This is a genomic window from Mycobacterium sp. SVM_VP21 (genome assembly GCA_024758765.1).
Taxonomy (GTDB): domain Bacteria; phylum Actinomycetota; class Actinomycetes; order Mycobacteriales; family Mycobacteriaceae; genus Mycobacterium; species Mycobacterium heraklionense_C.
In genome coordinates, this window is record CP101406.1 from 2,353,365 (window position 1) to 2,377,393 (window position 24,029).

General features: G+C 65.4%; 23 protein-coding genes and 4 pseudogenes. 17 read left to right on the plus strand and 10 right to left on the minus strand.

Annotation, left to right across the window (positions count from 1 at the left end; translation table 11 throughout):
• The first annotated feature begins 4 nt into the window (after positions 1–4).
• From NM962_10795 to NM962_10835, 9 genes are read left to right on the plus strand one after another with little or no spacing between them, the layout of a single operon-like run.
• Positions 5–1,204 carry an MCE family protein gene (locus NM962_10795; GenBank protein UVO14430.1) on the plus strand — a complete coding sequence of 400 codons (1,200 nt, stop codon included), beginning with the start codon at positions 5–7 and terminating at the stop codon, positions 1,202–1,204.
• Positions 1,204–2,241 carry an MCE family protein gene (locus NM962_10800; GenBank protein ID UVO14431.1) on the plus strand — a complete coding sequence of 346 codons (1,038 nt, stop codon included), beginning with the start codon at positions 1,204–1,206 and terminating at the stop codon, positions 2,239–2,241. Before NM962_10795 ends, NM962_10800 begins: the two co-directional genes overlap by 1 nt.
• A complete protein-coding gene (locus tag NM962_10805; GenBank protein UVO14671.1) occupies positions 2,228–3,286 on the plus strand; it encodes a virulence factor Mce family protein in 1,059 nt (352 codons plus the stop codon). Before NM962_10800 ends, NM962_10805 begins: the two co-directional genes overlap by 14 nt.
• On the plus strand, positions 3,283–4,617 hold the full coding sequence (locus tag NM962_10810) for an MCE family protein (protein UVO14432.1): 1,335 nt from the start codon (positions 3,283–3,285) through the stop codon (positions 4,615–4,617). The genes NM962_10805 and NM962_10810 overlap by 4 nt, the downstream gene beginning before the upstream one ends.
• Positions 4,614–5,801, plus strand: coding sequence for an MCE family protein (locus NM962_10815; GenBank protein UVO14433.1), 1,188 nt, complete (start codon positions 4,614–4,616; stop codon positions 5,799–5,801). Before NM962_10810 ends, NM962_10815 begins: the two co-directional genes overlap by 4 nt.
• A 6-nt stretch (positions 5,802–5,807) precedes the next feature.
• The gene (locus NM962_10820; protein UVO14434.1) at positions 5,808–7,505 is read left to right on the plus strand and encodes an MCE family protein; all 1,698 of its coding nucleotides are present in this window, start codon (positions 5,808–5,810) and stop codon (positions 7,503–7,505) included.
• The gene (locus NM962_10825; GenBank protein ID UVO14435.1) at positions 7,502–8,173 is read left to right on the plus strand and encodes a mammalian cell entry protein; all 672 of its coding nucleotides are present in this window, start codon (positions 7,502–7,504) and stop codon (positions 8,171–8,173) included. Before NM962_10820 ends, NM962_10825 begins: the two co-directional genes overlap by 4 nt.
• Entirely contained in the window at positions 8,170–8,658 is a 489-nt protein-coding gene (locus NM962_10830; protein ID UVO14436.1) for a mammalian cell entry protein, read from the plus strand. Before NM962_10825 ends, NM962_10830 begins: the two co-directional genes overlap by 4 nt.
• Before the next feature lie 18 nt (positions 8,659–8,676).
• Complete coding sequence (locus NM962_10835) at positions 8,677–9,216, plus strand: hypothetical protein (protein UVO14437.1); 540 nt, start codon at positions 8,677–8,679, stop codon at positions 9,214–9,216.
• A gap of 1 nt (position 9,217) precedes the next feature.
• Here the strand turns inward: NM962_10835 and NM962_10840 are convergent, their stop codons facing one another.
• Together NM962_10840 and NM962_10845 are read right to left on the minus strand one after the other, a co-directional pair.
• Positions 9,218–10,666: a trehalose-6-phosphate synthase gene (locus NM962_10840; GenBank protein ID UVO14438.1), complete on the minus strand. Its 1,449-nt coding sequence runs from the start codon at positions 10,664–10,666 to the stop codon at positions 9,218–9,220.
• Positions 10,667–10,840 (minus strand): hypothetical protein, encoded by a 174-nt coding sequence (locus NM962_10845; GenBank protein ID UVO14439.1) that lies wholly within the window; start codon positions 10,838–10,840, stop codon positions 10,667–10,669. It lies immediately after the preceding gene.
• A gap of 99 nt (positions 10,841–10,939) precedes the next feature.
• Between NM962_10845 and NM962_10850 the strand changes: the two genes are divergently transcribed.
• On the plus strand, positions 10,940–11,872 hold the full coding sequence (locus NM962_10850) for an enoyl-CoA hydratase (GenBank protein UVO14440.1): 933 nt from the start codon (positions 10,940–10,942) through the stop codon (positions 11,870–11,872).
• A gap of 91 nt (positions 11,873–11,963) precedes the next feature.
• Positions 11,964–12,842, plus strand: coding sequence for an SDR family oxidoreductase (locus tag NM962_10855; GenBank protein ID UVO14441.1), 879 nt, complete (start codon positions 11,964–11,966; stop codon positions 12,840–12,842).
• Positions 12,843–13,061: 219 nt separating this feature from the next.
• Here the strand turns inward: NM962_10855 and NM962_10860 are convergent.
• A pseudogene (locus tag NM962_10860) lies at positions 13,062–13,259 on the minus strand (2Fe-2S iron-sulfur cluster-binding protein).
• 117 nt (positions 13,260–13,376) lie between these two features.
• On the opposite strand from NM962_10860, the gene NM962_10865 reads away from it, so the two are divergent.
• Positions 13,377–14,387, plus strand: coding sequence for a helix-turn-helix transcriptional regulator (locus NM962_10865; GenBank protein UVO14442.1), 1,011 nt, complete (start codon positions 13,377–13,379; stop codon positions 14,385–14,387).
• 89 nt (positions 14,388–14,476) lie between these two features.
• Here the strand turns inward: NM962_10865 and NM962_10870 are convergent.
• The 5 genes and pseudogenes from NM962_10870 to NM962_10890 all read right to left on the minus strand — a co-directional run bounded on the left by NM962_10870 (position 14,477) and on the right by NM962_10890 (position 17,625).
• Positions 14,477–14,880, minus strand: a pseudogene (locus NM962_10870) (IS1380 family transposase).
• 147 nt (positions 14,881–15,027) lie between these two features.
• A complete protein-coding gene (locus NM962_10875; protein ID UVO14672.1) occupies positions 15,028–15,606 on the minus strand; it encodes a TetR/AcrR family transcriptional regulator in 579 nt (192 codons plus the stop codon).
• A 92-nt stretch (positions 15,607–15,698) separates the two neighbouring features.
• Positions 15,699–16,610 carry an alpha/beta hydrolase gene (locus NM962_10880; GenBank protein UVO14673.1) on the minus strand — a complete coding sequence of 304 codons (912 nt, stop codon included), beginning with the start codon at positions 16,608–16,610 and terminating at the stop codon, positions 15,699–15,701.
• Entirely contained in the window at positions 16,610–17,047 is a 438-nt protein-coding gene (locus tag NM962_10885; protein ID UVO14674.1) for a PaaI family thioesterase, read from the minus strand. The genes NM962_10880 and NM962_10885 overlap by 1 nt, the downstream gene beginning before the upstream one ends.
• 53 nt (positions 17,048–17,100) lie before the next feature.
• Positions 17,101–17,625, minus strand: coding sequence for a TetR/AcrR family transcriptional regulator (locus tag NM962_10890; GenBank protein ID UVO14443.1), 525 nt, complete (start codon positions 17,623–17,625; stop codon positions 17,101–17,103).
• 275 nt (positions 17,626–17,900) lie between these two features.
• On the opposite strand from NM962_10890, the pseudogene NM962_10895 reads away from it, so the two are divergent.
• The 5 genes and pseudogenes from NM962_10895 (at position 17,901) to NM962_10915 (ending at position 21,358) form a co-directional block, all read left to right on the plus strand.
• Positions 17,901–18,269, plus strand: a pseudogene (locus NM962_10895) (acetyl-CoA acetyltransferase).
• Positions 18,266–19,402, plus strand: a complete 1,137-nt coding sequence (locus NM962_10900; protein UVO14444.1) for a zinc-binding dehydrogenase — start codon at positions 18,266–18,268, stop codon at positions 19,400–19,402. Before NM962_10895 ends, NM962_10900 begins: the two are co-directional and overlap by 4 nt.
• On the plus strand, positions 19,399–19,977 hold the full coding sequence (locus NM962_10905; protein ID UVO14445.1) for a carboxymuconolactone decarboxylase family protein: 579 nt from the start codon (positions 19,399–19,401) through the stop codon (positions 19,975–19,977). The genes NM962_10900 and NM962_10905 overlap by 4 nt, the downstream gene beginning before the upstream one ends.
• A 488-nt stretch (positions 19,978–20,465) precedes the next feature.
• Positions 20,466–20,920 (plus strand): annotated as a pseudogene (locus tag NM962_10910) (type II toxin-antitoxin system Phd/YefM family antitoxin).
• A 3-nt stretch (positions 20,921–20,923) separates the two neighbouring features.
• On the plus strand, positions 20,924–21,358 hold the full coding sequence (locus NM962_10915; protein UVO14446.1) for a type II toxin-antitoxin system VapC family toxin: 435 nt from the start codon (positions 20,924–20,926) through the stop codon (positions 21,356–21,358).
• A gap of 148 nt (positions 21,359–21,506) precedes the next feature.
• Here NM962_10915 and NM962_10920 read toward each other — a convergent pair whose 3' ends face one another.
• Both NM962_10920 and NM962_10925 read right to left on the minus strand, forming a co-directional pair.
• Positions 21,507–21,890, minus strand: a complete 384-nt coding sequence (locus NM962_10920) for a hypothetical protein (GenBank protein ID UVO14447.1) — start codon at positions 21,888–21,890, stop codon at positions 21,507–21,509.
• A 172-nt stretch (positions 21,891–22,062) separates the two neighbouring features.
• Entirely contained in the window at positions 22,063–23,937 is a 1,875-nt protein-coding gene (locus NM962_10925) for a hypothetical protein (GenBank protein ID UVO14448.1), read from the minus strand.
• Positions 23,938–24,029 lie beyond the last annotated feature (92 nt).

Below are 24,029 nucleotides of genomic sequence, written 5' to 3' on the forward strand. Positions count from 1 at the left end.
GGACGTGCAAACGGGTTCGAGGCGTACCCAGGTGCGGATTGCCGCGGCAGTCCTTGGTGCGATCCTGCTTGCTGCCACCGTGTTCACCTACCTGTCGTATGTGTCGGTCTTCAGTTCCACCGACAAAGTCACCGTCACCTCACCGCGCGCCGGCCTGGTGATGGAGCAGGACGCCAAGGTCAAGTACCGCGGCATCCAGGTCGGCAAGGTCAAGTCGATCAAGTACTCCGGTGACCAAGCCAAACTGTCTTTGGCCATCGACAGCTCCGCGATGCACCAGATCCCGTCGAACGCCGCCGTGCATATCGCCGGCAACACGATCTTCGGGGCCAAGTCGGTGGAGTTCGTGCCGCCGCCGGTGCCCTCGGGTGCCACGCTGCGCAACGGCGCGAACGTCCAGGCCTCCGACGTACAGCTGGAAGTCAACACGCTGTTCCAGAAGCTGACCGACCTATTGGACAAGCTTGACCCGGTGCAGCTCAACGGATCGGTGAGCGCGCTGGCCGAAGGTCTGCGGGGCAACGGGGACAACCTGGGCGCGCTGCTGTCCGGGCTGAACAGCTACCTGGGCAAGTTCAATCCGAAACTGTCCCAGTTGCAGACGGGCTTCGCCAAGACCGCGATAGTCGGCAACATCTACGGCGATGCCGCCCCGGACCTAGCCGCGACCTTCGACAACGTCCCCGCGATCAGTAAGACCTTGGTCGATCAGCGGGAGAACCTGAACAAGGCGTTGCTGGCGACGACCGGGTTGGCCAACAACGGCTACGACACCTTCGCCCCGGCCGCTGACGATTTCATCGCTGGTGTCCAGCGCTTCCGCGCCATGAGTAGCCTGCTGGCCGAGTACTCGCCGGAGTTCGGCTGCTTGCTCAAGGGGATTCAAGGGGCACTGGAGCGGTTCGGCCCCTCGATCGGCGGCACCAAGCCGGCTTTGTACGTGCAGTCCAGCTTCATCCCGGGCTCACCGGCCTACACCTACCCGGAGAGCCTCCCGGTGGCCAACGCGACCGGCGGACCAAACTGCCGCGGCTTGCCGGACATCCCCAGCAAGCAGTACGGCGGCTCCTGGTTCCGCTCACCGTTCCTGGTGACCGACAGCGCCTACATCCCGTTCCAACCCAACACCGAGGTCCAGTTCGACGCCCCCTCCACCGCGCAGTTCCTCTTCAACGGCGCCTTCGCGGAACGGGATGAATACTGATGAGTCCGCGCAGCACTTTGATCAAGGTCACCGTCTTCGCCGTCGCCATGCTGCTGGTATCTGCCGGTCTGGTGGTGGTGTTCGGCGAGTTCCGGTTCGCCTCGAACCACACCTATCACGCCGATTTCTCCAGCGCTTCCCGGCTCAAAGGCGGCGAGGACGTGCGGATCGCCGGTATTCCGGTGGGCACGGTGAAACGCGTCGAGTTGACGCCGGACAACAACGTCAGTGTCACCTTCGATGTGGACAAGCGCTACCAGATCTACGACTCGACCCGCGCGCTCATCCGGTACGAGAACCTGGTCGGTGACCGGTATCTCGAGATCGCCTCGGGAGCCGGCGACCTGCGCAAGCTGCCGCCGGGCGGCACCATCGCCCGCGACCACACCCAGCCCGCCCTGGACCTGGATGCGCTGTTGGGCGGGATGCGCCCGCTGCTCAAGGGCTTGGATGGCGGAAAGATCAACGAGATCAGCAATGCGCTCATCGAGCTGTTGCAGGGTCAGGGTGGTGCGTTGACGCAGATGTTGGCCAGCACCAGTTCGTTCACCACCACGCTGGCCTCCCGCGACCAGCTCATCGGCGACGTGATCAACAACCTGAATACAGTGCTGAGCACCGTCGACGACAAGAGCGAACAGTTCGACGCCACCGTGGACCGGCTGCAGCAGCTGATCACCGGCCTGTCTCAGGGCAAAGACGCGATCGCCGGCGCGATCGGCCCGCTGGCCTCGGTCGAGAACGACCTCGCCGACACCCTGCGCCGCACCCGGCGGCCGCTGCAGGGCGTAATCGAGAACGCGCGGCCGCTGGCCACCGTGCTGGATAAGCGCAAGCAGGAGCTGAACGACGTCATCGACCCGCTGGAAGAGAACTATCTGCGGCTGAACGCGCTGGGCGCCTACGGCTCGTTCTTCAACATCAACTACTGCACGGTCGCCCTGAAGTTCAACGGCCCCGCCGGCAGCGACATCACCTTGCCCATGGGCGGCCAGAACGACACCAGCAAGGGGAGGTGCTCTCCTGTCAAGAATTGACGGCGTAAACCCGGTTCGCACGGGTCTGCTGGGCATCGCACTGGTGGCCTGCCTGGTCTTGGTGTCGTTCGGCTACACCAGTTTGCCGTTCTGGCCGCAGGGCAAGAACTATCACGCCTACTTCGCCGACGCCGGCGGCATCATCCCCGGCAACGACGTGACGGTGTCCGGCATCCGGGTGGGCAAGGTCAAGTCGGTGGCGCTGGCAGGGGCCAGTGCGAAAGTGGACTTCACCATTGACCGCAAGGTCCGGGTGGGGGACCAGTCGCTGGCCGCCATCCGCACCGACACCGTGCTGGGCGAGAAGGCGCTGTCGATCAGTCCCGCCGGTTCCGGTTCGGTGACTTCGATCCCGCTTGAGCGCACGCGTGCCCCGTACACGCTCAATAACGCGTTGCAGGACCTCGGCGGCAATGTCCGCGATCTGGACAAGCCGCGCTTCGAGGAAGCACTGCAGGTGCTCACCGACTCCATGCGTGAGGCGACCCCGCAGCTGCGCGGAGCGCTGGACGGGGTGGCTTCCCTGTCGCGCAGCCTCAACCGGCGGGACGAGGCGTTGGGTCAGTTGCTGACGCACGCCCAGGTGGTCACCGGTGTGCTCAATCAGCGTGCCGCCCAGGTGAACCAGTTGGTGCTCGACGGCAACCAGCTCTTCGCTGCGCTGGACGAGCGCCGGCAGGCGCTCGGCGCGCTGATCGGTGGCATCGACGACGTGTCCCAACAGCTTTCCGGATTCGTGACCGATAACCAAAAAGAGATCAGTCCCACCTTGAAGAAGCTGAACCTGGTACTGGACAACCTGAACGAGCGCAAGGACCGGATCGCCGGCGCACTGGAACGGCTGCCGGGATACGCCACCACGCTCGGCGAGGTGGTGGCTTCGGGTCCGGGCTTCCAGATCAACCTGTACGGCCTGCCGCCGCCTACCATGTCGGAGGTCATGGTCGACATGTTTTTCCAGCCCGGCAAGCTTCCGGACAGCCTGGCCGACTACCTGCGCGGGATGATCTCCGAGCGCACGATCATTAAGCCGAAGTCACCATGACGCGCAAAACTTCACGCATCCTCCTCGCCGGGGCGTTGGCCGTACTGTTGGCCGCCGCCGCGTACGTGGTGCTGCCGGCGCAGCGCAGCTACCGCATCACCGGCTACTTCGCCTCGGCGGTGGGCCTCTACCCAGGCGACGATGTCCGGGTGGTCGGAGTCCCGGTCGGCCGCATCGAGTCCATCGAGCCGCGTGCTGAGAACGTTAAGATCACCATGTCGGTGAGCAAGGACGTGCCGTTGCCCGCCGACGTGCATGCGGTGCTGATGGCGCCGAACATCGTCTCGGCGCGGGTCATTCAGCTGGCCCCGGCCTACACCGAAGGTGACAAGCTGGCCGACGGTGCAGTCCTGGGCGAAGACCGCACTGCGGTCCCGGTCGAGTGGGACGAGGTCAAGCAGGAGCTGACGCAGCTCAGTGCCCAGTTGGCGCCAGAGCAGGGCAAGCTCAACGGTGCGCTGAGCGCATTCGTCAACCAGGCGGCCGACACGTTCGACGGCAACGGCGACTCCTTCCGCAACGCACTGCGCGAACTCTCGGCGACTACCGGACGGCTCGGCGACTCGCGCACCGACCTGTTCGGCACCGTCAAGAACCTGCAGGTACTGGTGGACGCGCTCTCGGGCAGCAACGAGCAGATCGTCCAGTTCACCGACCACGTCGCAGCGGTGTCGGCAGTGCTGGCCGACAGTTCGGTCGACCTCGACGCCACGCTGGGCACCCTCAGTCAGGCGCTGCGCGATGTGCGCGGCTTCCTGCACGACAACAACGACGCGTTGATCGCCCAGGTCAACAAGCTGGCGGAGTTTACCGAGATGTTGTCGGATCAGAGCGACAACTTCGAGCAGGTCCTACACATCACGCCGCACGGCCTGGTCAACTTCTACAACATCTACAACCCGGCTCAGGGCTCGCTCGCCGGCCTGCTGTCGCTGCCCGACTTCGCCAACCCGGTGCAGTTCATCTGTGGTGGCGTCTTCGACATCGGTTCTGTGCCAGACAACTTCAAACGGGCCGAGATCTGCAAGGAACGGATGGGACCGGTCATGCGCCGCTGGGCCATGAACTTCATTCCGCTGCTGTTCCACCCGATCAACTCGATCACCGCCTACAAAGGCCAGATCATCTATGACACCCCTGCCACCGAGGCGAAGGCTCAAACGCCGGTACCTTACCTGAAGTGGTTGCCGGCTCCGGGTGTCACGCCGCCGAGCACCGAGGATGTCGCGGCGCTGTTCCTGCCGCCCCCCGCGCCGGGGCAGCTGGGCAAGGCGCCCGGCCCGACCGGACCGGCCCAGCCCGGTGCCGGCGCACCACGGGAGGGCGGATGAGCGTGAAGTCTGTTGGCGGTGCGCTGCAGCGGGTCGGCCGGCGCGGTGCGGCACTCGGCGCCGGGGTGTTGGTGTTGTCCGGTTGTCAGTTCGGCGGGCTGAACTCGCTGAACATGCCGGGAACCGCGGGCCATGGCCGCGGCTCGTACAGCATCACCGTGCACCTGCCGGATGTGACCACGTTGCCGCAGAATTCACCGGTGATGGTCGACGATGTCACCGTCGGCAGTGTCTCGGGCATTCGGGCCGTGCAACAGCCCGACGGCAGCTTCTATGCCGCGGTCAAGTTGTCGCTGGACGGCCAGGTGCAGCTGCCGGCCAATGCCATCGCGAAGGTCGCCCAGACCTCGCTGCTGGGTTCTCAGCACATCGAGCTGGCCGAGCCGACCGACCAACCGCCGGTCGGTAACCTCGTCGCCGGCGATGAGATTCCGCTCAGCCGGACCGGCCGCTACCCCAGCACCGAAGAGGTGTTGTCGTCGTTGGGCGTGGTGGTGAACCAGGGCAATCTCGGTGCGCTGCAGGACATCACCGAAGAGGCCTATGCTGCCGTCGCGGGCCGGGCCGGCACTTTTGCCGAGCTGGTGCCGCGACTGGCCGAACTCACCGCATCGCTGGACCGCCAGGCGCACGACATCATCGCCGCCGCAGACGGCCTGAATCGGGTTGGCGCGACCCTGGCCCGTAGCGCCCCCAGCCTGGCACGGGCGCTGGACACCATGCCGGCGGCACTGCAGGTGCTCAACGACAACCGCAGCAACATCGTCGATGCGTTCGGGGCGCTGCAGCGGTTGGCCGTGGTCGGATCGCGGATCATGAGCGAGACCAAGGAAGACTTCGCCGCCGACATCAAGGATCTGTACCCGATCATCAAGGCCTTCGCTGACAACGCCAACGAGTTGGTGACGTCGCTCCCGTTCATCCCGACATTCCCCTTCCCCTCGATGTATCTGCGCAACGCGGTGCGCGGTGACTTCCTCAACGTCTATGTCACCTTCGACATGACACTGCGGCGATTCGGTGAGACGGTCTTCACCACCGGCGGTTTCGACCCGAACATGCCGCACATGCACGACGTCCTCAACCCACCCGACTTCTTGATCGGCCAGATGGCGAACCTGTCCGGACAGGCTGCCGACCCGTTCAAGATCCCGCCCGGCACGGCTGCCCACTATGAGGAATGACCTGCGATGCTGACCCGCCTCGTCCGAATCCAGCTCGGGATCTTCGCCGTGGTCACAGTGCTGGCCGTCGGCGCGATCTCGATCCTGTATCTGCATGCCCCGAGCCGGCTGGGCATCGGGACCTACAACGTGTCGGCTGACTTCATCGGCGGCGGCGGTATCTACAAAAGCGCCAACGTCACCTACCGCGGCGTGACCGTGGGTCGGGTGGAATCTGTTCAACTCAGCGACCACGGCGTGGACGCAGCCATGCGGCTCAACAGCAGCACCAAGATCCCTGCCAACGTCACCGCCACCGTCAAGAGCATGTCCGCGATCGGTGAGCAGTACATCGACCTGGTTCCACCGGCCGGGGACGCTGCCGCAGGGGTGCTGCGCAATGGCGCACGCATCGGCCAGGACCGCACCGCGATCGGTCAGGACATCGCTGGCCTGCTCGACCAGGCGCAGTCGTTGGTCAACAGTGCCGCCAACAGCCGCCTTCGCGATCTGCTGCGCAGCGCGTTCGATGGATTCAACGGCTCCGGGCAGGAACTGGCCCGGATGATCGCCTCGTCACGGCAGCTGATCGACGAGGCCAATGCCAACTTCGACGCGACTTCGGCGCTGATCGACCAGGTCGAGCCCTTCTTGGACGCCCAGATCCGCGGCGGCGACGACATCAAGAAACTGACGCGGTCGCTGGCGGCGGTCACCACCGAGGTGCGCAACGCCGACCCGCAGCTGCGCGAGGTGCTGCAGACCCTGCCCAGCGTCGCCGACGAGGCCAACACCACATTCGACGGCATTCGGGCCTCCTTCCCGACGCTTGCGGCCAGCATCGCGAACTTCGGGCGGGTCGGGGTCATCTACCGCAACTCCATCGAGCAGGCGCTGGTGGTGTTCCCCGCGCTGATGGCGGCACTGATCACCGTCGCCGGCGGCGTACCGATGGATGAGGGCGCCAAGCTGGACTTCAAGATCGACATGCACGACCCGCCGCCCTGCACCGTCGGCTTCTTGCCGTTCACCGAGATGCGCACGCCGGCCGACGAGACCGTCCGCGAGCTACCCAAGAACCTGTACTGCCAAGCCGCGCAGAATGACCCCTCGGCGGTTCGCGGCGCGCGCAACTACCCGTGCATGGAGTATCCGGGCAAGCGGGCGCCGACCATCCAGCTCTGTCGCGACCCGAAGGGCTACGTCCCGATCGGCAGCAACCCGTGGCGCGGTCCGCCGATCCCGTACGACACCCCGATCACCGATCCGCGGATGCTCAATCCGATGAACAAGTTCCCCTACATCCCGCCGTCGGCGGACTACGACCCGGGACCACCGGTCGTGGCGCTGCCGCCGGGTGTGCCCGCGGGCCCCGGCCCGGCGCCCAACCCGCCGTTCCCGCTGCCGTACCCGCCGAACGAGCTCGGGCCGAATCCGCCGGCGCCGTGGCCGTACTACGCGCCGCCGGACCAGAACCTGCCGACCGGTCCTGGGGGCAACGGTGGCCTGCCCGCCTACGGCCGTGACCCCGCTCCGGCAGCAGCTCCCGGGCCGGCTCCGGGACCGTTGCCCGCCGAGGCCAACGGTGTTGCCTACAGCACCTACGACCGGTCCGGAAAGTTCGTGGATCCGGCAGGCAACAGCGGAGTGTTCGTCTCCGGCTCCGACAAGTGGCTGCCCGCCGAGAACTGGGCTGATCTGATGCTCGCGCCGAGGCAGACGTGAGCGGACCCGACGACGCGAAGGTCCGGCGCCGGGCCTCGCGGGCTGCGGGACCAGCAGGTGATGCCGGCGAAACGACGCCGAGTGCGGTAACGATTCCGGCACCGAGCCGCGCTGCGGTGCGTGCGGTCCGGCCGGCCGGACCGCCGCCGCGGCGGCGGCCCAATGCCCGCAAGACTGCGCAACTGGCGGGCGCCGTCGGACTCGCGGCGTCGGTCCTGCTTGGACTGATGGTCGCCGCGCTCGGGGTGCAACACCGGCATGCCGACGCAGAGCAACAGCGGGATCAGCGATTCGTCGACACCGCGGTCCAGACCGTGCTGAACATGTATACCTATACGCCCGACACCATCAGTGACCAGGTAGATCTGTTCGTGGCGGGCACCAGCGGACCGCTGCGCGACACGATGGCCGCCAACGCCGAGAACCTCAAGGCGTTGCTCCGCGAGACCAAGCACAGCTCGGAAGCCGTCATCAACGCCGCGGCATTGGAAGGGGTCGACAACATCGCTGCCAACGCGTCGGTGTTGGTGGCGATGCGGGCTACCGCCACCGATGTCGATGGCGTCAACAAGCCGTCGCAGCCCTACGCTTTGCGGGTGATCGTGCATGAAGACGACGCGGGCAACATGACGGCTTACGACCTCAAGTGGCCGGACGGCAGCCGATGACGCGTAAGTGGATGTTGCTGGCCGTCTTGGCGGGGTTGCTCGCGGCGTTCGTGGGTCTTGGCGCATCGGCGGGAAAGCTGTACTGGAACCGGGTCGAGTCGCATGGTGAGCAGTCGGCGCGCTCGGAGTTGGTCAGACTGACCGCCGACGAGATCCCGAAAGTGCTTGGGTATGAGTACAAGACCGTGGAACGCAGCCTGACCGAGACGTACCCGATGTTCACGGGGGACTACCGCCGCGAATTCGAGGCTCGTGCCATCAACGAGATCATCCCGCAGGCGCGCGATAAGCAGTTGGTGAACCAGGTCGATGTCGTCGGCGTCGCTGCCATGGCTGCGCGCCGGACTTCGGGTTCGGTGTTGGTGTTCGTCAACCGCACCGTGACCGGCAAGTCCAAGGAGAAGTACTACGAGGGCAGTCGGCTGCGGGTGGACTTCCGCAAGATCGACCGCAAGTGGCTGATCAGCAACATCGTGCCGATCTAGCTGAAAGGATTGAGCGCCATGGGGAAACTTGTTCGTGGTCTTGTCGCCTTGGCTGCGGCGGTGACGGCGGCCACCGGACTCGCAGTCCCGGCCGGTGCCGACGACGATGCGATTCCAGAAGGCACGCTGGAGGGCATCTACACCTACAACGACGGTGCCAAGACCGCGACCTGGAAGATCTATCCGCTGTGCGTCCCGACCGTCGGCGACGGCCGGGTGCCACTGCACCTGGCGGTCGGCTGCAAGCTGCAGGTTGAAAGCAACGGCCCGCCCGGACAGGCCGGGGCCTACCGGCTGGCCAACGGCCAGTGGACGTACAAGACACCGCTGTTGGCGGGTACCCGGTGCTCCGACGGCAGCACCGCGGGCAGCGAAGAGATGTACCAGTTCGACACCTCGCTCAACGGCACCTACACCCACTCGCACAACGCGGTGTGTGGTCTGCAGCCCGGTTTGGAGAAGCGCGCCTTCACCCTGACGTTCGTCTCGCCGTTGCCGAACCCGGTGATCCACTACCCGCTGAACTGCCAGGACAACCCGCAGCATCTGTGTAGCTGAGCTACTCCGCGGAGTCGGCGAGCGCACCGAGGAAGGATCGGGCCCAGCGGTCCACGTCGTGGGCCAGCACCTGACGGCGCAGTGCCCGCATCCGTCGGCGCCCCTCCTCCGGAGTCTGGTTGACCGCCGCCTCGATGACGTCCTTGACACACTCGAGGTCATGCGGATTGACCAGGTAGGCCTGACGTAATTCTGCTGCAGCACCAGTGAATTCGCTCAAGACCAAGGCGCCGCCCAGGTCGCTGCGGCAGGCCACGTATTCCTTGGCGACCAGATTCATTCCGTCACGCAGCGGGGTCACCAGCATGACGTCGCTGGCCACGAAGAATGCGATCAGTTCATCGCGGGGGACCGGGCGGTGCAGGTAGTGCACCACTGCGTGACCGACTTCGCTGTACTCGCCGTTGATGTGGCCGACTTGGCGTTCGATGTCGTCGCGCAGGATCTGGTAGCTCTCCACCCGCTCCCGGCTCGGAGTCGCCAGCTGCACCAGCACGGTGTCGTCGCGTTTGGCGCGTCCCTCGGCCAGCAGCTCGTTGAACGCCTTGAGCCGGACATCGATGCCCTTGGTGTAGTCCAGGCGATCCACGCCGAGCAGGATCTTTCGCGGATGTCCCAGTTCGGCGCGAATCTCCTTGGCCCGCCGCCGGATTCCGCGCTCGCGCGCCTTGCGGTCGAGTTCGCCGGAGTCGATCGAAATGGGGAAGGCGCCGACTCGTACCGTTCGATCGTTCAACCGCACCTCGCCGAATCGGCTGCGCACCCCGACCGAGCCTCGCGAGGTGACGGCGCCGGCCAGATTGCGGGCCAAGAACAAGAAGTTCTGGGCGCCGCCGGCCAGGTGAAAGCCGACCAGGTCGGCGCCGAGCAGGCCGTCGACGATCTCGGCGCGCCACGGCAGCTGCATGAACAGCTCCACCGGCGGGAACGGGATGTGCAGGAAGAAGCCGATGGTCAGGTCGGGGCGCAGATCCCGCAGCATCTTCGGCACCAGCTGCAGCTGATAGTCCTGGACCCACACGGTCGCGCCCGGCGCGGCGGCTCGCGACGTGGCCTCGGCGAAACGGCGGTTGACGTCGACGTAGCGGTCCCACCACTGCCGGTGGTAGATCGGTTTGACGATCACGTCGTGATACAGCGGCCACAGGGTGGCGTTGGAGAAGCCCTCGTAGTACTCGGCGATATCGGTGGTGTCCAGCGGCACCGGATGCAGCCGCAGGTCCTCGATGTCGATCGGCCCGCCGGGCGCCTCCAGGCTGCCGGGCCAGCCGACCCAGGCGCCGCGGCGCTTACGCAGCAGCGGCTCGAGCGCGGTGACCAATCCGCCGGGGCTGCGCTTCCACGCCGTCGTACCGTCCGGGAGCACCTCGATGTCGATCGGCAGCCGGTTGGCCACTACGACGAAATCGGACTCCCCGGGTGAAGCCGGTGGTTCCCCCGACTCCGGCATCTACGCCCCGTTCTTGTCGGGTGTCGCGGGCCCGATCCCCAGCATGGACAGGAACACCCGACACTCGTCGGCGTCCTCGGCGTAGGCGGCAACCACTCGCCGAGCTTGGCGCGCGGTGCTGTCGGCCAGCGGTTCCACGTCTTCGATGTCGGCGTGTTCGGATTTAGCAGGCATGCATTGACTCTAGCGAAGTGCGCGCTGTGTCACACCTGGCTCGGGCAGCTCAGGCCGGCCGCCGTAGCCTGTGATGCGAAGACGACGAGGGCGGAGGCAATGGCCACATCGGACACCGCAGCGCAGCAGCCTGACGACACTTCGGATCGGCTGGTCGACTACGAAACGCTCGACGACGGGCGCATTGCCCGGATCTGGCTGAATCGCCCCGACGTGCACAACGCGCAGAATCGCACCCTGCTGGTGCAGCTCGACGAGGCATTCGGCCGGGCCGAGGCCGATGACACCGTCCGGGTGGTGATCCTGGCCGCGCGGGGCAAGAACTTCTCCGCCGGCCACGACCTGGGGTCCGAAGCCACGTTGCTCGAGCGGCGCCCCGGGCCGGCGCAGCACCCGACGTTCCAATCCCACGGCGCCACCCGCGAGCCGGTCGTGGAAAAGACCTACCTGCAGGAGTGGCACTTCTTCTTCCAGAACACCTGCCGGTGGCGCGACCTGCGCAAGATCACCATCGCGCAGGTGCAGGGCAACGCCATCTCGGCCGGGCTAATGCTGATCTGGGCGTGCGACCTGATCGTGGCCGCCGACAATGCCCGGTTCTCCGACGTGGTCGGGGTGCGGCTGGGGATGCCGGGTGTGGAGTACTACGCCCACCCCTGGGAATTCGGACCCCGCAAAGCCAAGGAGCTGCTGCTGACCGGGGACTCGCTGGACGCTGACGAGGCGCACCGGCTGGGCATGGTCTCCAAGGTGTTCCCGGCCGATGAGCTGGCGGACAAGACGCTGGAGTTCGCCCGCCGCATCGCGAAGCTGCCCACCATGGCCGCGCTGCTGATCAAGGATTCGGTGAACGGCGCCGCCGACGCGATGGGTTTCACCGAGGCGCTACGGCACGGCTTCCATATTCATCAACTGGGTCATGCTCATTGGGCCGCTCACAACGAAAACCGCGCCCCGCTGGGGTTGCCGCCTGACGTCGAGGACTGGCGCACCGCCCGGCCCACCGCGGTGGCTCGCCGCGACCAACCCTGACTTAGGCGCCTTGCGTCGTTCGGCGGGGGCGGGGGCCCGAGGCATGGTTCCATAGGTAGAACCTGTTTCAGTTTCGATGTGAGGGGTCGGTGTGCAGCTCTCCTTTGAAGACCGCAGCTACCTGGTCACCGGCGGCGGCAGCGGTATCGGCAAGGCCGTGGCGGCCGGGCTGGCTGCCGCTGGGGCCGATGTCCTGATCGTCGGGCGAGATGCCGATCGATTGGCGAAGGTAGCCGCCGAGCTCGGCGGTTCAGCGAGGCTCGACGGAGGAGAGGTGAAGCTGGGACCGCCGCATGAACCCCGTGGCTCCGTCCGTCACCTGCCGACCGACGTCACCGACGAGGACAGTGTGATCGCCGCCGTGGAGGCCGCCGTGGCCAAGAACGGCCGGCTGCACGGCGTGGTGCACTGCGCCGGTGGCTCGCAGACCATCGGGCCGATCACCCAGATCGACTCGGAGCTGTGGCGGCGCACCGTCGACCTCAATGTCAACGGCACCATGTACGTGCTCAAGCACGCCGGCCGGGCGCTGGTGCGCGGCGGCGGGGGCTCATTCGTCGGGATCTCCTCGATCGCGGCCAGCAACACCCACCGCTGGTTCGGCGCCTACGGCCCCACCAAGTCGGCGCTGGACCACATGATGCAGCTGGCCGCCGACGAGCTGGGCGCCTCGTGGGTGCGGGTCAACAGCATCCGCCCGGGCCTGACCCGCACCGAGCTGGTCGCCCCGATCCTGGACTCGCCCGAGCTGAGCGAGGACTACCGCGTCTCGACACCGCTGCCGCGGCCCGGCGAGGTCACCGATGTCGCCAACCTGGCGCTGTTCCTGCTCAGTGACGCGGCCGGCTACATCACCGGTCAGGTCATCAACGTCGACGGCGGGCAGATGCTGCGCCGCGGTCCGGACTTCTCGTCGATGCTGGAGCCGGCGTTCGGGGCGGACGGGCTGCGGGGAGTGGTCGAGGGCTAGGAGCGTGGGTCGGTAAGGGTTTGCGCGGGTCCACGGCGGTGCCGGTTTCATTGTGCGCTGGTGGCGGTAGCCGTCGGCGTGTCGCCGCCCTGGCCGCACAATCAACGGTCGGAGACACCCCGACAGAACAGGAGGACACCCCCGCGGCACTGACCGCCTGAACCACCAACTCGAAGAATCACACGACGACGTCGTACACCACGCCCGTGGACTTGACCTGGCCCCGGAGAGGCCGACCCGATCGGACCATTGCGGATCGACGATCACATGGCAGGTGCCGCACGCGGCTTCGCCTCCGCAGTCGCCGTCGATGCCGGGCACCGCATTGTTGGTCGCGACCCGCATCAGTGACTGACCTTCCTCGAGAGGCGCCTCATACTTCTCGCCGCCGTGGGAGACAAATGTGACAACTGCCATAGCCAGGCTCCTTGCGTGTCCTCAGTTACTTGACACAAGTCTTGCGCCAGATGAGCGCTGCGGCTATGTTCGCCGGAGTCAGAAACTTGTGATTTCGGCTCAAAGGGGCCATGGTCAGTGAACCCCAATGACGCGGGTGTGCCCCCACTCGCATTCGTGCAAATGCTCGAGAGCCCGGCGTTTGACCCAGACGCCGTCGCGCGGCTTCGCAACATCATGGCTCGCGAAGGAACCGACGAGGCGACGCTGATTCAGCGTGATGTCCAGGCCCCGTTACGGTGGTTTCGTGAGGCGTACCCCGGTCTAGACATCGATCAGGCAACGCTGCTCGGATTTGCGTTAGCCGAACAGGCACAGTTGACGTCCTTCGGCCCGCTGAGTGTTCCGCTGGTCAGCGCGGGCTCAGTGGCCGAGATCGTAGAGCTGCTGACTTATCTGCCGTTGATCACGACGGCTGTCAAAGCACAGTTTCATCCAGATGACCAAGGCCTCACCGTCGGGCTCTGGGGACACACCAGCGATCGGGCCCTGGACTGCCTCGCCGTCACGTACGCCGGGTTGGCGTTGTTGCGACTGCTGGACATGCTCGTCCGTGCGGCGCCGACCCTCACACTCCACTTGAGTTGGCCAGCGCCCGCCGCCTTGAAAGATCGCGAGGACGACCTTACCGCCGGGCGCCTGTTCTTCGACGCTCCGATGTCCTTCCTCCATGTTCCCGCGGACACGCTCAACGAGGTGTGCCGGTTCTCCGATCCCGTCGCATACCGACTCGCCATCGTCGATCTGCAGCGAACTCTCGACCAGCGGAGCGAAACCACGTCGTTCTCGGAGAAGGTGAGACGGCTGCTGCAGAAGGAGCCCGGACGCCGAAGTAAACATTGGTTCGCACATGAGCTGTCAATGTCCACCAGCACACTCAAGCGGCGCCTCTCCGAAGAGGAGACCACCTTTCGCGAGTTGCGCCAAGCATTCCTGCGCGAGCGCGCGATGCTGCAGCTACTCGACCGATCCCTATCGGTGAGTGAGATAGCCACGGATCTCGGATACAGCGACCTCGCCAACTTCTCACACGCCTTCAAGCGATGGACCGGCCGCTCTCCGAGCGAGTTCCGGCTCTCACCACATTGAGCTGTCCCGGCGGGTCCGGAGATCCGACCTTTGCGGCGTCTTTCTGCAGCGTCGCCTCTCCCCGGGTGTTCGATGGAGGCCCGAGCCTGCGCGCCGGGCAGCAGATTCACCCGGTCACACAAGCCGGCCAGATGCTCGGCCAGCACCGAATCCAATTGGCGGGCATGACCGAAAGTGAACTCCCGCAACAGCGTTCCCATCGTTGACGGGGGATACACCCGGCGGAAAAAGGGATTTATGCCGCCAGCGCGGACCAGGTCGACATCATCGATGTAATCCGCGCCCGCTTACATGCTCGCGATCAGGGTGGCCAGTTTCGGAGCCGGATTGGCCGACCTCGACTTGACCCTGGGAGCTGCGATGTGAATCTTGTTGGCCAACAACTCCGATAGGCCTGCCTGCTCAGCCAGCGCCATCACCGGCACCAGGCCCGCGCACGACACCAGATATCCTCATCGAACACATCGGACCGCGGGGTGAACGTGTGGGACACTCGCGCCGGAAGTGCCGTTCTCGAACTGGACCGATTGTTGCCTGAACAATATCAATCTTCCCAGCTCAGAACGCACTTTCCTTATCCCGACACCCCGACAAACAGTCCATTGTCAGTGGATCGAGGCCAAGACCGCTCAAGTCACAGCTATCTATAGCCAACGCCGAGGTAGCGGAGCGCCACCCGCGAGATCCGCGCACCCGTGGTGGCGATGTCCGCGGAGGGAAGAACGACGTGACTCACGGTGAGCCGCACCAGAACGTCTGCGACCTCCTCGACGTCTTCGGAGTCGAGATCGGCGAAGTGGTCGTGAAACCACGCGACCAAAGCCGCGGAGGAGAGCTGGAGCAGGGACGCCGATGTCGGCAGGAGAGGAAGAACGCCCGTCGTCGGCGCACCGGCGCGATCATCCCCTGAGTGGTTGGACGTCAGCACCGACTTCAGGAGCGGACTGGCTTCTGCTTCACGCAGGGTGAACCGCACCGCTGCGGTGATGCCGCCCTGAACGTCGCCGGTGTGTTCGGCGAGAATGGCGTGGATACCCTCCAGGAAGCGCTGACCCTCGGCCACCACGAGCGCGTCACCAAGTCCCTGCTTATCGCCGAACTCCTTGTATAGCGTCGGTCGGGAGACGCCGACAAGTTCGGCGACCTCACTCACTCGGACTTGTTCCCAGCCCTTCTCAATGGTGAGTTCCCGTGTCGCCCTCAAGACCTGCTCGCGGATATGTCGGCGAAACGACATCCGCGCCGAATCAGTTGGCATACGAGCAGAATAGGTGGCGAACTGGGATCTCCCGCGCAGCCCGACGACTGGCGTCAAACGGTACGGTCGAGAAAGTCGACGACCGCCGTCGAGAATGCGTCGTTGTTGTCGCCAGCAACCATGTGGCCCGCGCCTGACACGTCAACGGTTTGCGCGTGGGGAACCAAGGTGAGGAAATCCTTCACTGTCTCTTCGGAGACTATGTCCGACAGCAGGCCGCGGACCAGCAGCGCCGGCGCGGACACCTGTCGCGCGCCATCGACAAGGAATGCGCTCATCATCTCGAACTCCTCTGCGCCGTCGTCTGAATCACTCTGCAGGAACTGAAAATTCGACGTCGCAAACGCCGGATCCCATCGCCAGGCCCAGCGACCGTCTCCACGTCGGCGGAGGACTTTTTGAAGGCCGTCGACGTTTTCGGGGCGAGGGCGGTGCGGGTTGTAGGCGGCGATCACGTCAGCGGCCGACTCTAGGCTGTCGAAACCTTCGGGATGGGCCGACATGAACGATAGGACTCGGCGGGCGCCGTGCATCTGCATTCGCGGAGTGATGTCAACCAGGACGACGGCCTGCCATAGCTCCGATGGGGCGAGCAAGTGCGTGCCGAGGATGGTCAAACCGCCCAACGATGCCCCGATCGCGGCAACTGGGCGGGCGGAGCCGGCGTACGCGCGCACGGCCAACAGGTCGGACCCCAGCCGTTCGATGTCATAGCGTCCGTCTGGATCCCAGTCGCTGTCACCATGTCCCCTTGCGTCGTAGGCGGCAACGGTGTAGCCCCGCTGATGCAATCGTTGGGCGGTGACATCCCAGGCGTGCCGGCTCTGACCACCGCCGTGAAGGAGCAACACGACCGCCCGCGGTCCGTCACAGCGGTAGAAGTCGACCGCCAGCGAGAGCCCATCCACCGTGGGCACGCGCTCGACGACAGGAGCGGACAAATCATGTGCTCTGTTTGCAGACATCAAGAGATGGCCTTCGGTGCGACGACGGTGACGGTGCCCTGCGCCGCACACACCGCTCTGCCGTCGTTGCAGATGTCGATACGTGCCACACCGCTGGTTCTGCCCAGCGAGATGATCTCAGCCGTGGCTACACAGGTTCCGCTGGAAACTGGACGAAGCAAATTCAGTTTGAACTCCGTCGTCGCGACCCAGGATCCCATCGGAATCACGGGATAAAACACCACTCCAAGGCAATGGTCGACCATGGCCGACAAGCAGCCGCCATGCAAGTTGCCGAAAGGCGTCTTCAGGTCGTCGCGTGCGTCCATCTCCGCGACGAGCCGTCCAGCAGTGAAGTCAGTGTGCCGGAAGCCGAGGTAACCGGCCAACCCGCCCGTGGTTTCTGCTGCGCTCTGCAGTTGTTCAGCGACCTGCTGGTTGAACGTGGTGAACTGCACAGACATGTCCGGCCTCCTACCTCAGCTGTGGTTGAGACATTACGCCTTGTCTGTCACATCGGTCGACAATGGTCGCTCGCCAGGATTGCGGGAAGGAGAAACCTTGAAAGAAATGTCCGGAGCCCGTCACGACTGCGCTCCCGCGGTCCTCGAACAGTCAGCAGGCTCAGTATCGTGCGGAGAACCCACTCGGCGGCGTCGTCGACGGAGACGCCCGGTTCTACGTAACTCCAGTGTCTCCTGAAGATGGGACGGAGAAACTCGGTGACGAGTTCGAAGAGTGACGTCGAGGTCCCCGCCGCGAGGCCAACGCCGGCGAGTTCCTCGTCGCTGCCGAACAACAATCCGATGATCTCTTCGCGGCGCGCGGCCTCAACTGTGTATTCCACGAAATCGACGAGAGCGGAGCCCAGATCGGTGTGCTCCGCGATCCGGGGGTTGATGCGATCGAGATAGCGCTCGGCGGCGCGAATGATGACGCCCGACATCACCGCCTCCCGATTAGGGAAGTAGCGATACACCGTTGCCCTGGAGACACCCGCTGTTCTGCCGATGTCCTCCATGGTCGTGCCTACCACGCCGCAACTCTCTAGGCACCGCTCGGCAGCATCTAGCAATCGGTCGCGAGCGGAACCACGATCTGACGGCGCGGCGGCACCCCATCGCACCAACTTCGTCGACACAACAGCCAGTATGCCGCGGGCGCACACCATTGTGGCTTGACTGCAGATATGACACCATCGCATTCGTGTCTCACAACAGCCCGTGGCCCTGAGCGAGTGATCGATTGTCGGTAGAAGCGCGTACTCCGGTGGTGGTCGGCGTAGGCGAAGTAACCCATCGCGGGGACGACGTCGTCACCGGCCTCGGTTGGTATTCGACGAAACATTCGGTCGGTGTGTGGTCGGCCACCCCTCCACCAACCGGGTGGCGACTGATCGACACGGCAGACGAACAAGCTCAGATCGATTCATCGCGGCTGGCCGTCGCAGGCGTCGACGAGGCGACCGGTCGCGCGACAGTGGACGGGTACACGGTCGAATACGACCGAGACGGGCGACCTCGATGGACACCGATCATCGCGCACCTGTCCGACGGGCGAAGAGTCGTCGCACGCAGCGACGATCCGCAGATTGCCGAGGCGATGGCGGGCGAGATGTACGTTGGCAGAACGGTTTGCCTCCGAAACACAGGGTCGTCCACGGGATTCGAGCTTCCATGATCGCCGAGGCCATGGTGTTGACCGGACCGCGGAATCTGGAGCGGCGCCAGATGACCATCCCCGACGTCGGTGACCGCGGTGCGATCCTGCGAGTTGAAGCATGTGGTCTATGCGGTACAGATCACGAACAATTCACCGGACACCTGCCTGCCGGCTTCTCATTCGTTCCAGGTCACGAAATCGTCGGCATCGTCGAACATGTCGGCAATGCGGCCAGCGAACGCTTGTGCGTCCAGGCCGGCCAGCGCGTGGCCGTCGAGGTGTTCCGGTCCTGCCGAGACTGCCCGGAGTGTCGCCGCGGCGAATACCGGCGATGTGCGGTGAACGGCATCGCCACCATGTTCGGGTTCGTCGACGTGGAGATCGGCGCCGGGTTATGGGGCGGATACGCCACCCATGTGGAGCTTCCGTGGGACGCGATGCTACTCCCGATTGCCGAAGACATGGACCCCGTTCTCGCCACGTTGTTCAACCCTCTCGGGGCCGGTATCCAATGGGGGAAAACTCTTCCCGACACCAAGGCGGGGGGTATCGTAGCGATACTGGGACCGGGCATCCGCGGGATCTGCGCGGCGGTGGCGGCGAAAGAGGCGGGAGCCGCTTTCGTCGCGATGACCGGCATCGGTCCACGCGACGATCAGCGACTGGCCATAGCCAGATCATTCGGTGTCGACCTGCCCATCGACGTATCGCAGGACGATGCAGTGACAGCGCTCCAGCGTGAGACAGGCGGACAGCTTGCCGACGTGGTCGTCGATGTCACCGCCAAAGCACCCTCCGCGTTCGCCGACGCCGTCGCCCTTGCCAGGCCTGGCGGCACGGTCGTGGTTGCCGGCACCCGCGGCGGAGGCGGCGCGCCCGGCTTTGAACCAGACACGCTGGTGTATAAGGAATTACACATCTCCGGTGCACTCGGCGTGGAGTATCCCGCCTACCGGGCAGCCCTCGAGATTCTGGCCACGCGCCGCTGGCCGTTCGACCGGATCACAAGAGAATCAACCGGATTCGCTGGTCTCGCGCCGCTGCTCAGTTCGCTTGCAGATGAAAATGCCAAATCGAGTGCGGCCCTGCACAACGTCTTCGTGCCCACGCCCTCACAGCATGCGGAGCTTCAACAGAGAAAGGTCACGTGACGAGGACGGAACGCGTACCGATGCTCGACCTTGAGCAGGCCCGGCTGCGGGCTGCCGAGTGTGGGCTGCCCGAAGAGATGGCAGAACTGTCAGTATTTCGCGTGGCACTTCACCAGCCGAGCCTCGCAGTGGCCCTGTACGGAATGCTCGAGGCGCTGCTATTTAACGGTGTGCTCGACGCCCGGCTACGCGAATTGATCATCATGCGCATCGGCTGGGTAACGGGGTCGGTATATGAGTGGACACAGCATTGGCGAATCGCGACGCTGCTCGGTGTGGCTTCGGATGACCTTCTGGCGGTGCGTGACTGGCAAAGTTCCAATCGTCTGGGCCATGCCGAGCGTGCAGTCCTGGCGGCGACCGATGATGTGGTACGTGACGGGGTCATTGCCGAGGAAAACTGGGCCGCGTGCCACAAGGCATTCAATGGCGATCACGCGGTTTTGGTCGAACTTGTCGGAGCGATCGCCAATTGGCGGCTCTTTTCGATCCTGCTTCGATCCTTGAATATTCCGCTTGAGTCGGGTACCGACTCCTGGCCGCCCGATGGGCGAGCCCCTCGACGTGACGATTGAGTAAAAACCGGTTGTTCAGCAATCGCACCCAAGTTGAAGCTCGGTTACCCCTTATGTTCCTAGTCAGTTGTGGGCTATTGAATTTCAAACGGGGTAGTTGTGATTTCGGTCTCATAGCCACGGTCTCGGGGTAATGCCACCAACTAAACATGTGGAGCCAACTGTTCTGGGACGCCTACACCAGCTTGAAGCACGCTCCGTCATACGAATACGATCCAAGGCATGTCGAGGTTCTTCGCGACTCAGGCCAACTGTTACTACTGGGAGAGTCGCTCAATCGGGTCGCTGGCAACAGAACGCCAATGAAGGCGATCGCCAGCAGTCACCGCACACAGCACCTCAAGCAGAGAATTCAAGAGCCCGCTGCTGCAAGCTAGACCCGGCGTCCGACACCGAGGCGCTGCCGCCTCCATGCAGCTGACCACGAACGCCAGCTGCGCCGAAGTCCCACCGGGGACGGCAAACACCTTCCGCCGCAACACCTTCGGATGCAGCTTGGACGGAAGGCCACCAGCCACCATGATATCGACCGTCTCGGCGTCGCCAGCACCGCGGACGAATCGGTGTACCGGCCCGTTGCCACCTCGCCTCCGGCTTGCGCAGGTCAATCTCTCAGGTCGTCGTTGCCACACTCAGGAGTGACATGTACAAATCACGGTTCAGCGAGTGTACAGTTCACGGTGTGGAGGTATCCGTGACCGAGTTGCGCGCGCACCTTAGCGATTGGCTCGATCGAGTTCGGGCTGGTGGTGAGGTCGTCATCACCGACCGCGGGATTCCGGTCGCGCGACTCGCTGCGCTGGACAGCGCAGGCACCTTGGAGCGTCTCACGGCCGAAGGCGTGATTGGCAGGGCCACCGCGCAGCGGCCCGTCGCTGCGGGACGGTCCCGGCCCAGGCCGCGGCGGCCGGTGTCTGACCAGGTCAGCGACCAGCGGCGCTGACCGGTGCCGCTCGTCTACTTCGACGCCAGCGCCTTCGTCAAACTTCTCACCACCGAGACAGGGAGCTCGCTGGCGTCCGCGCTATGGGACGGCTGCGACGCCGCATTGTCCAGCCGTCTGGCCTACCCCGAAGTCCGCGCCGCACTCGCTGCAGCAGCCCGCAATCACGACCTAACTGAATCCGAGCTCGCCGCTGCCGAGCGTGACTGGGAGGACTTCTGGGCCGCCACCCGCCCAGTCGAACTCACCGCGACAATTGAACAGCACGCCGGCCGCCTCGCCCGCGCCCATGCCTTGCGCGGAGCCGACGCTGTCCATCTGGCCAGCGCGTTGGCAGTCGGCGACCCCGGCCTGATCGTCGCCGTTTGGGACCGACGCCTGCACGCCGGAGCCCAAGCCGCCGGGTGCCGACTCGCCCCCGCCCAACTCGACCGCTAATCCGACCGCTCGACGTCAGAGGTGGGTCGACCCCGGCATGGATGACGATCAGGTACCGATTCGCCAGGTCAGAACCCGTGTCGTAAGTGGCCAAGTCCCCCCTCGGACACATTGTGATCTCTCGGGAGATCCCGGACAGGCCGAACCCTCAGGGTTCGGTCTGTTTTTGTTTGTGGCGCCATTGGGCGTGGCGGTCTTTGCCTGTTGGTTGGTAGTCGCGGGTGGGGTCGATGCTGATGCCGTTAATCACGGTGCCGGCGTAGCCAGACACCGGGAGCAAGTCGGCCAGGTAGAACTTGATCACCGCGTAGTGCAGGTCGCTGTCGACGGCCACCACGGTGACCACAGTGGTGTCTGTTCCCGCGAGTGCGACGGCGGCCCCTGGTTCGCCGCACGGTCCGGTGAAACCCACCACGTCACCGGCCCGGTCACGTCCGATCGTGGTCAGCGTGCAGTAGCTGTTGCCGTCGACAACGATGGGGGCTCCCCCGCCCAAGATCACGATTGCAGCCGCGGGTGGCGCAACCGGCACCGCTGCGCCGAAGACCCACTATGAGAGCGAGAGCAAGCCGCCAACGAGCGAGTTGCACGGCGTCTCTCCGCTCGATTCAACTGACATCCGTGGAGGACCGATCAGACTGGCACACCGTGCCCGAAGCTGGAGATACTCGCGACGCAGTCCTCCCCGATGGACGCGGACGCAATTAGCTGGATGGGCTGTACGGGTCGACGCCGGGCGCGCCGGCAGCACCGGGCGTTCCGTCAGCGGCGCCGGCTCCGCCATGCCCGCCGTCACCGCCCTTGGTGACGCTGTAGTTCGGCGCGCCGTCACCTCCGTTGCCGCCCGCGCCGTCACCGTTGGGGCCGACCTGCCCGCCGTCGCCACCGTTCCCGCCGGACCCACCTCCGCCGCCTAACACGTTGGTGCCGCCATTTCCGCCATTGCCACCATTGCCGCCGGTGCCGCCGTCGGCGTCGCCGCCGGTGCCGCCGGTCCCGCCGTTGCCGTGGCGCAGGGTGTTGTCTTTGTCGGACTGAGGCCCTAAGCCACCACCGCCGTTACCGCCGTTACCGCCGTTGCCGCCTTGGCCTCCGGTGCCGGCTCCACCGCCGCCCCCACCGCCTCCACCGGCACGGCCGAGCGTGCCGTCGCTGTTTCCGGCTCCTCCACTGCCACCTGCGCCGCCGACCCCGCCATCGCTCGCGCCTCCGGCGCCGCCGTTACCGCCATGGCCGCCACTGCCGGTGGCGTTCGCACCGGTGCCACCGCCGATACCGCCGACACCACCGTGGCTGGCGGCGGCGCCGTCATTGCCGTCACCACCGTTACCGCCGTTACCGCCGGCCCCGCCATCGCGGCCGCCAGACGCAGTGCTTATACCCCCGTTACCACCGTCGCCACCGGCTCCGGCAAGACTGCCAGCCCCACTGGCAGCGCCACCGTTGCCGCCAAACCCGCCAGCACCGCCGTCACGGCCGCCAGTGGCGCTGCTGAGGCCGCCGGCACCGCCGTTGCCGCCGGCTCCTGCGATGCTATCCGCACCGACGACGGCGCCACCGTTACCGCCGTTGCCGCCCGAACCGCCGTCACGGCCGTCCCAAATGCTCGCTTGCAATCCGTCGCCACCGTTACCGCCTGCGCCGCCGCTGCTGCCGACGCCCTCAGCGCTGCCGCCGCTACCGCCGTTACCACCGATCCCGCCATCACCGCCGACGGCGTACAAGTTCAGAGTGTGTCCGCTGGCGCCACCTTTACCGCCGGCACCGCCGGTGCCACCATCGCCCACCGAGTTGCCACCGTTTCCGCCGTTGCCGCCGTCACCGTTGGTGCTGAACAACATCCCGGCGCTGCCACCGGCACCACCGTTGCCGCCGTCGCCTGCATGCAGGCCGTCGAGCCCCGCACCACCGTCGCCACCGGTACCGCCATTGCCGATCCAGCCGCCCGCGCCACCGGCACCACCATCGGCGCCAGCGCCACCGTCACCACCGGCGCCACCGTTGCCCAGCCATCCACCGTCACCTCCGGCACCACCGGCCACACCGCCTTCAGTACTGCTCCAACCGGTGCCACCGTCACCGAAGATCCAGCCGCCTGCACCGCCGTCGACATTGGTTTCGGTGCCGTCCACGCCGTTGCAAATCAGGCCGCAGGCGCCTCCGAATGCAAACAGCGGGTTGATGACGGCGTTGACCGTCGAACCGAGCGGACTGTCGATCCAGTCCTGCATCGCAGCATGCAACGGCAGATAGAAGTCGTTCTGGAACCAGTCGGCGAAATCAGTATCGACAGCCACGCCGGGTAGGCCATCTGCGACGGCCGCGCCCGCCAGGTCACCGCCGTTGAACAGGGTCGCGAGGTCGAGCGTCGAAGCCGAGTCCGAGCCATCCCAGTAGTCGGGGTCGAACAGGGTGCCCCACGCGGCCGGATCCAACAGATCGGCAAAGAAGTCGTCGAAGTCTGCATGCGCCAACGGAGCTGATGCCAACGGCCCCAACCCGAACGCTGCCCATGCCCCCACGGTCATCGCTGCTGCCGCCGCTCGCCGCAGCCGCGTTCCTGAGTGGATCTTCCCCATGTCTATCAGTTCTTTCTAAGTTTTTGCTCTGGCAATGGTAGCGAGGCTTTAGACACCCTGCATCCCAACGCAGAATCGAACGACCACCACGC

Coding starts and splice junctions, on each gene's coding strand:
- NM962_10800 (UVO14431.1), top strand. CDS start 1,204: ATGAGTCCGCGCAGCACTTTGATCAAGGTCACCGTCTTCGCCGTCGCC.
- NM962_10810 (UVO14432.1), top strand. CDS start 3,283: ATGACGCGCAAAACTTCACGCATCCTCCTCGCCGGGGCGTTGGCCGTA.
- NM962_10815 (UVO14433.1), top strand. CDS start 4,614: ATGAGCGTGAAGTCTGTTGGCGGTGCGCTGCAGCGGGTCGGCCGGCGC.
- NM962_10820 (UVO14434.1), top strand. CDS start 5,808: ATGCTGACCCGCCTCGTCCGAATCCAGCTCGGGATCTTCGCCGTGGTC.
- NM962_10830 (UVO14436.1), top strand. CDS start 8,170: ATGACGCGTAAGTGGATGTTGCTGGCCGTCTTGGCGGGGTTGCTCGCG.
- NM962_10835 (UVO14437.1), top strand. CDS start 8,677: ATGGGGAAACTTGTTCGTGGTCTTGTCGCCTTGGCTGCGGCGGTGACG.
- NM962_10840 (UVO14438.1), bottom strand. CDS start 10,666: ATGCCGGAGTCGGGGGAACCACCGGCTTCACCCGGGGAGTCCGATTTC.
- NM962_10845 (UVO14439.1), bottom strand. CDS start 10,840: ATGCCTGCTAAATCCGAACACGCCGACATCGAAGACGTGGAACCGCTG.
- NM962_10850 (UVO14440.1), top strand. CDS start 10,940: ATGGCCACATCGGACACCGCAGCGCAGCAGCCTGACGACACTTCGGAT.
- NM962_10880 (UVO14673.1), bottom strand. CDS start 16,610: ATGTCTGCAAACAGAGCACATGATTTGTCCGCTCCTGTCGTCGAGCGC.
- NM962_10900 (UVO14444.1), top strand. CDS start 18,266: ATGATCGCCGAGGCCATGGTGTTGACCGGACCGCGGAATCTGGAGCGG.
- NM962_10925 (UVO14448.1), bottom strand. CDS start 23,937: ATGGGGAAGATCCACTCAGGAACGCGGCTGCGGCGAGCGGCGGCAGCA.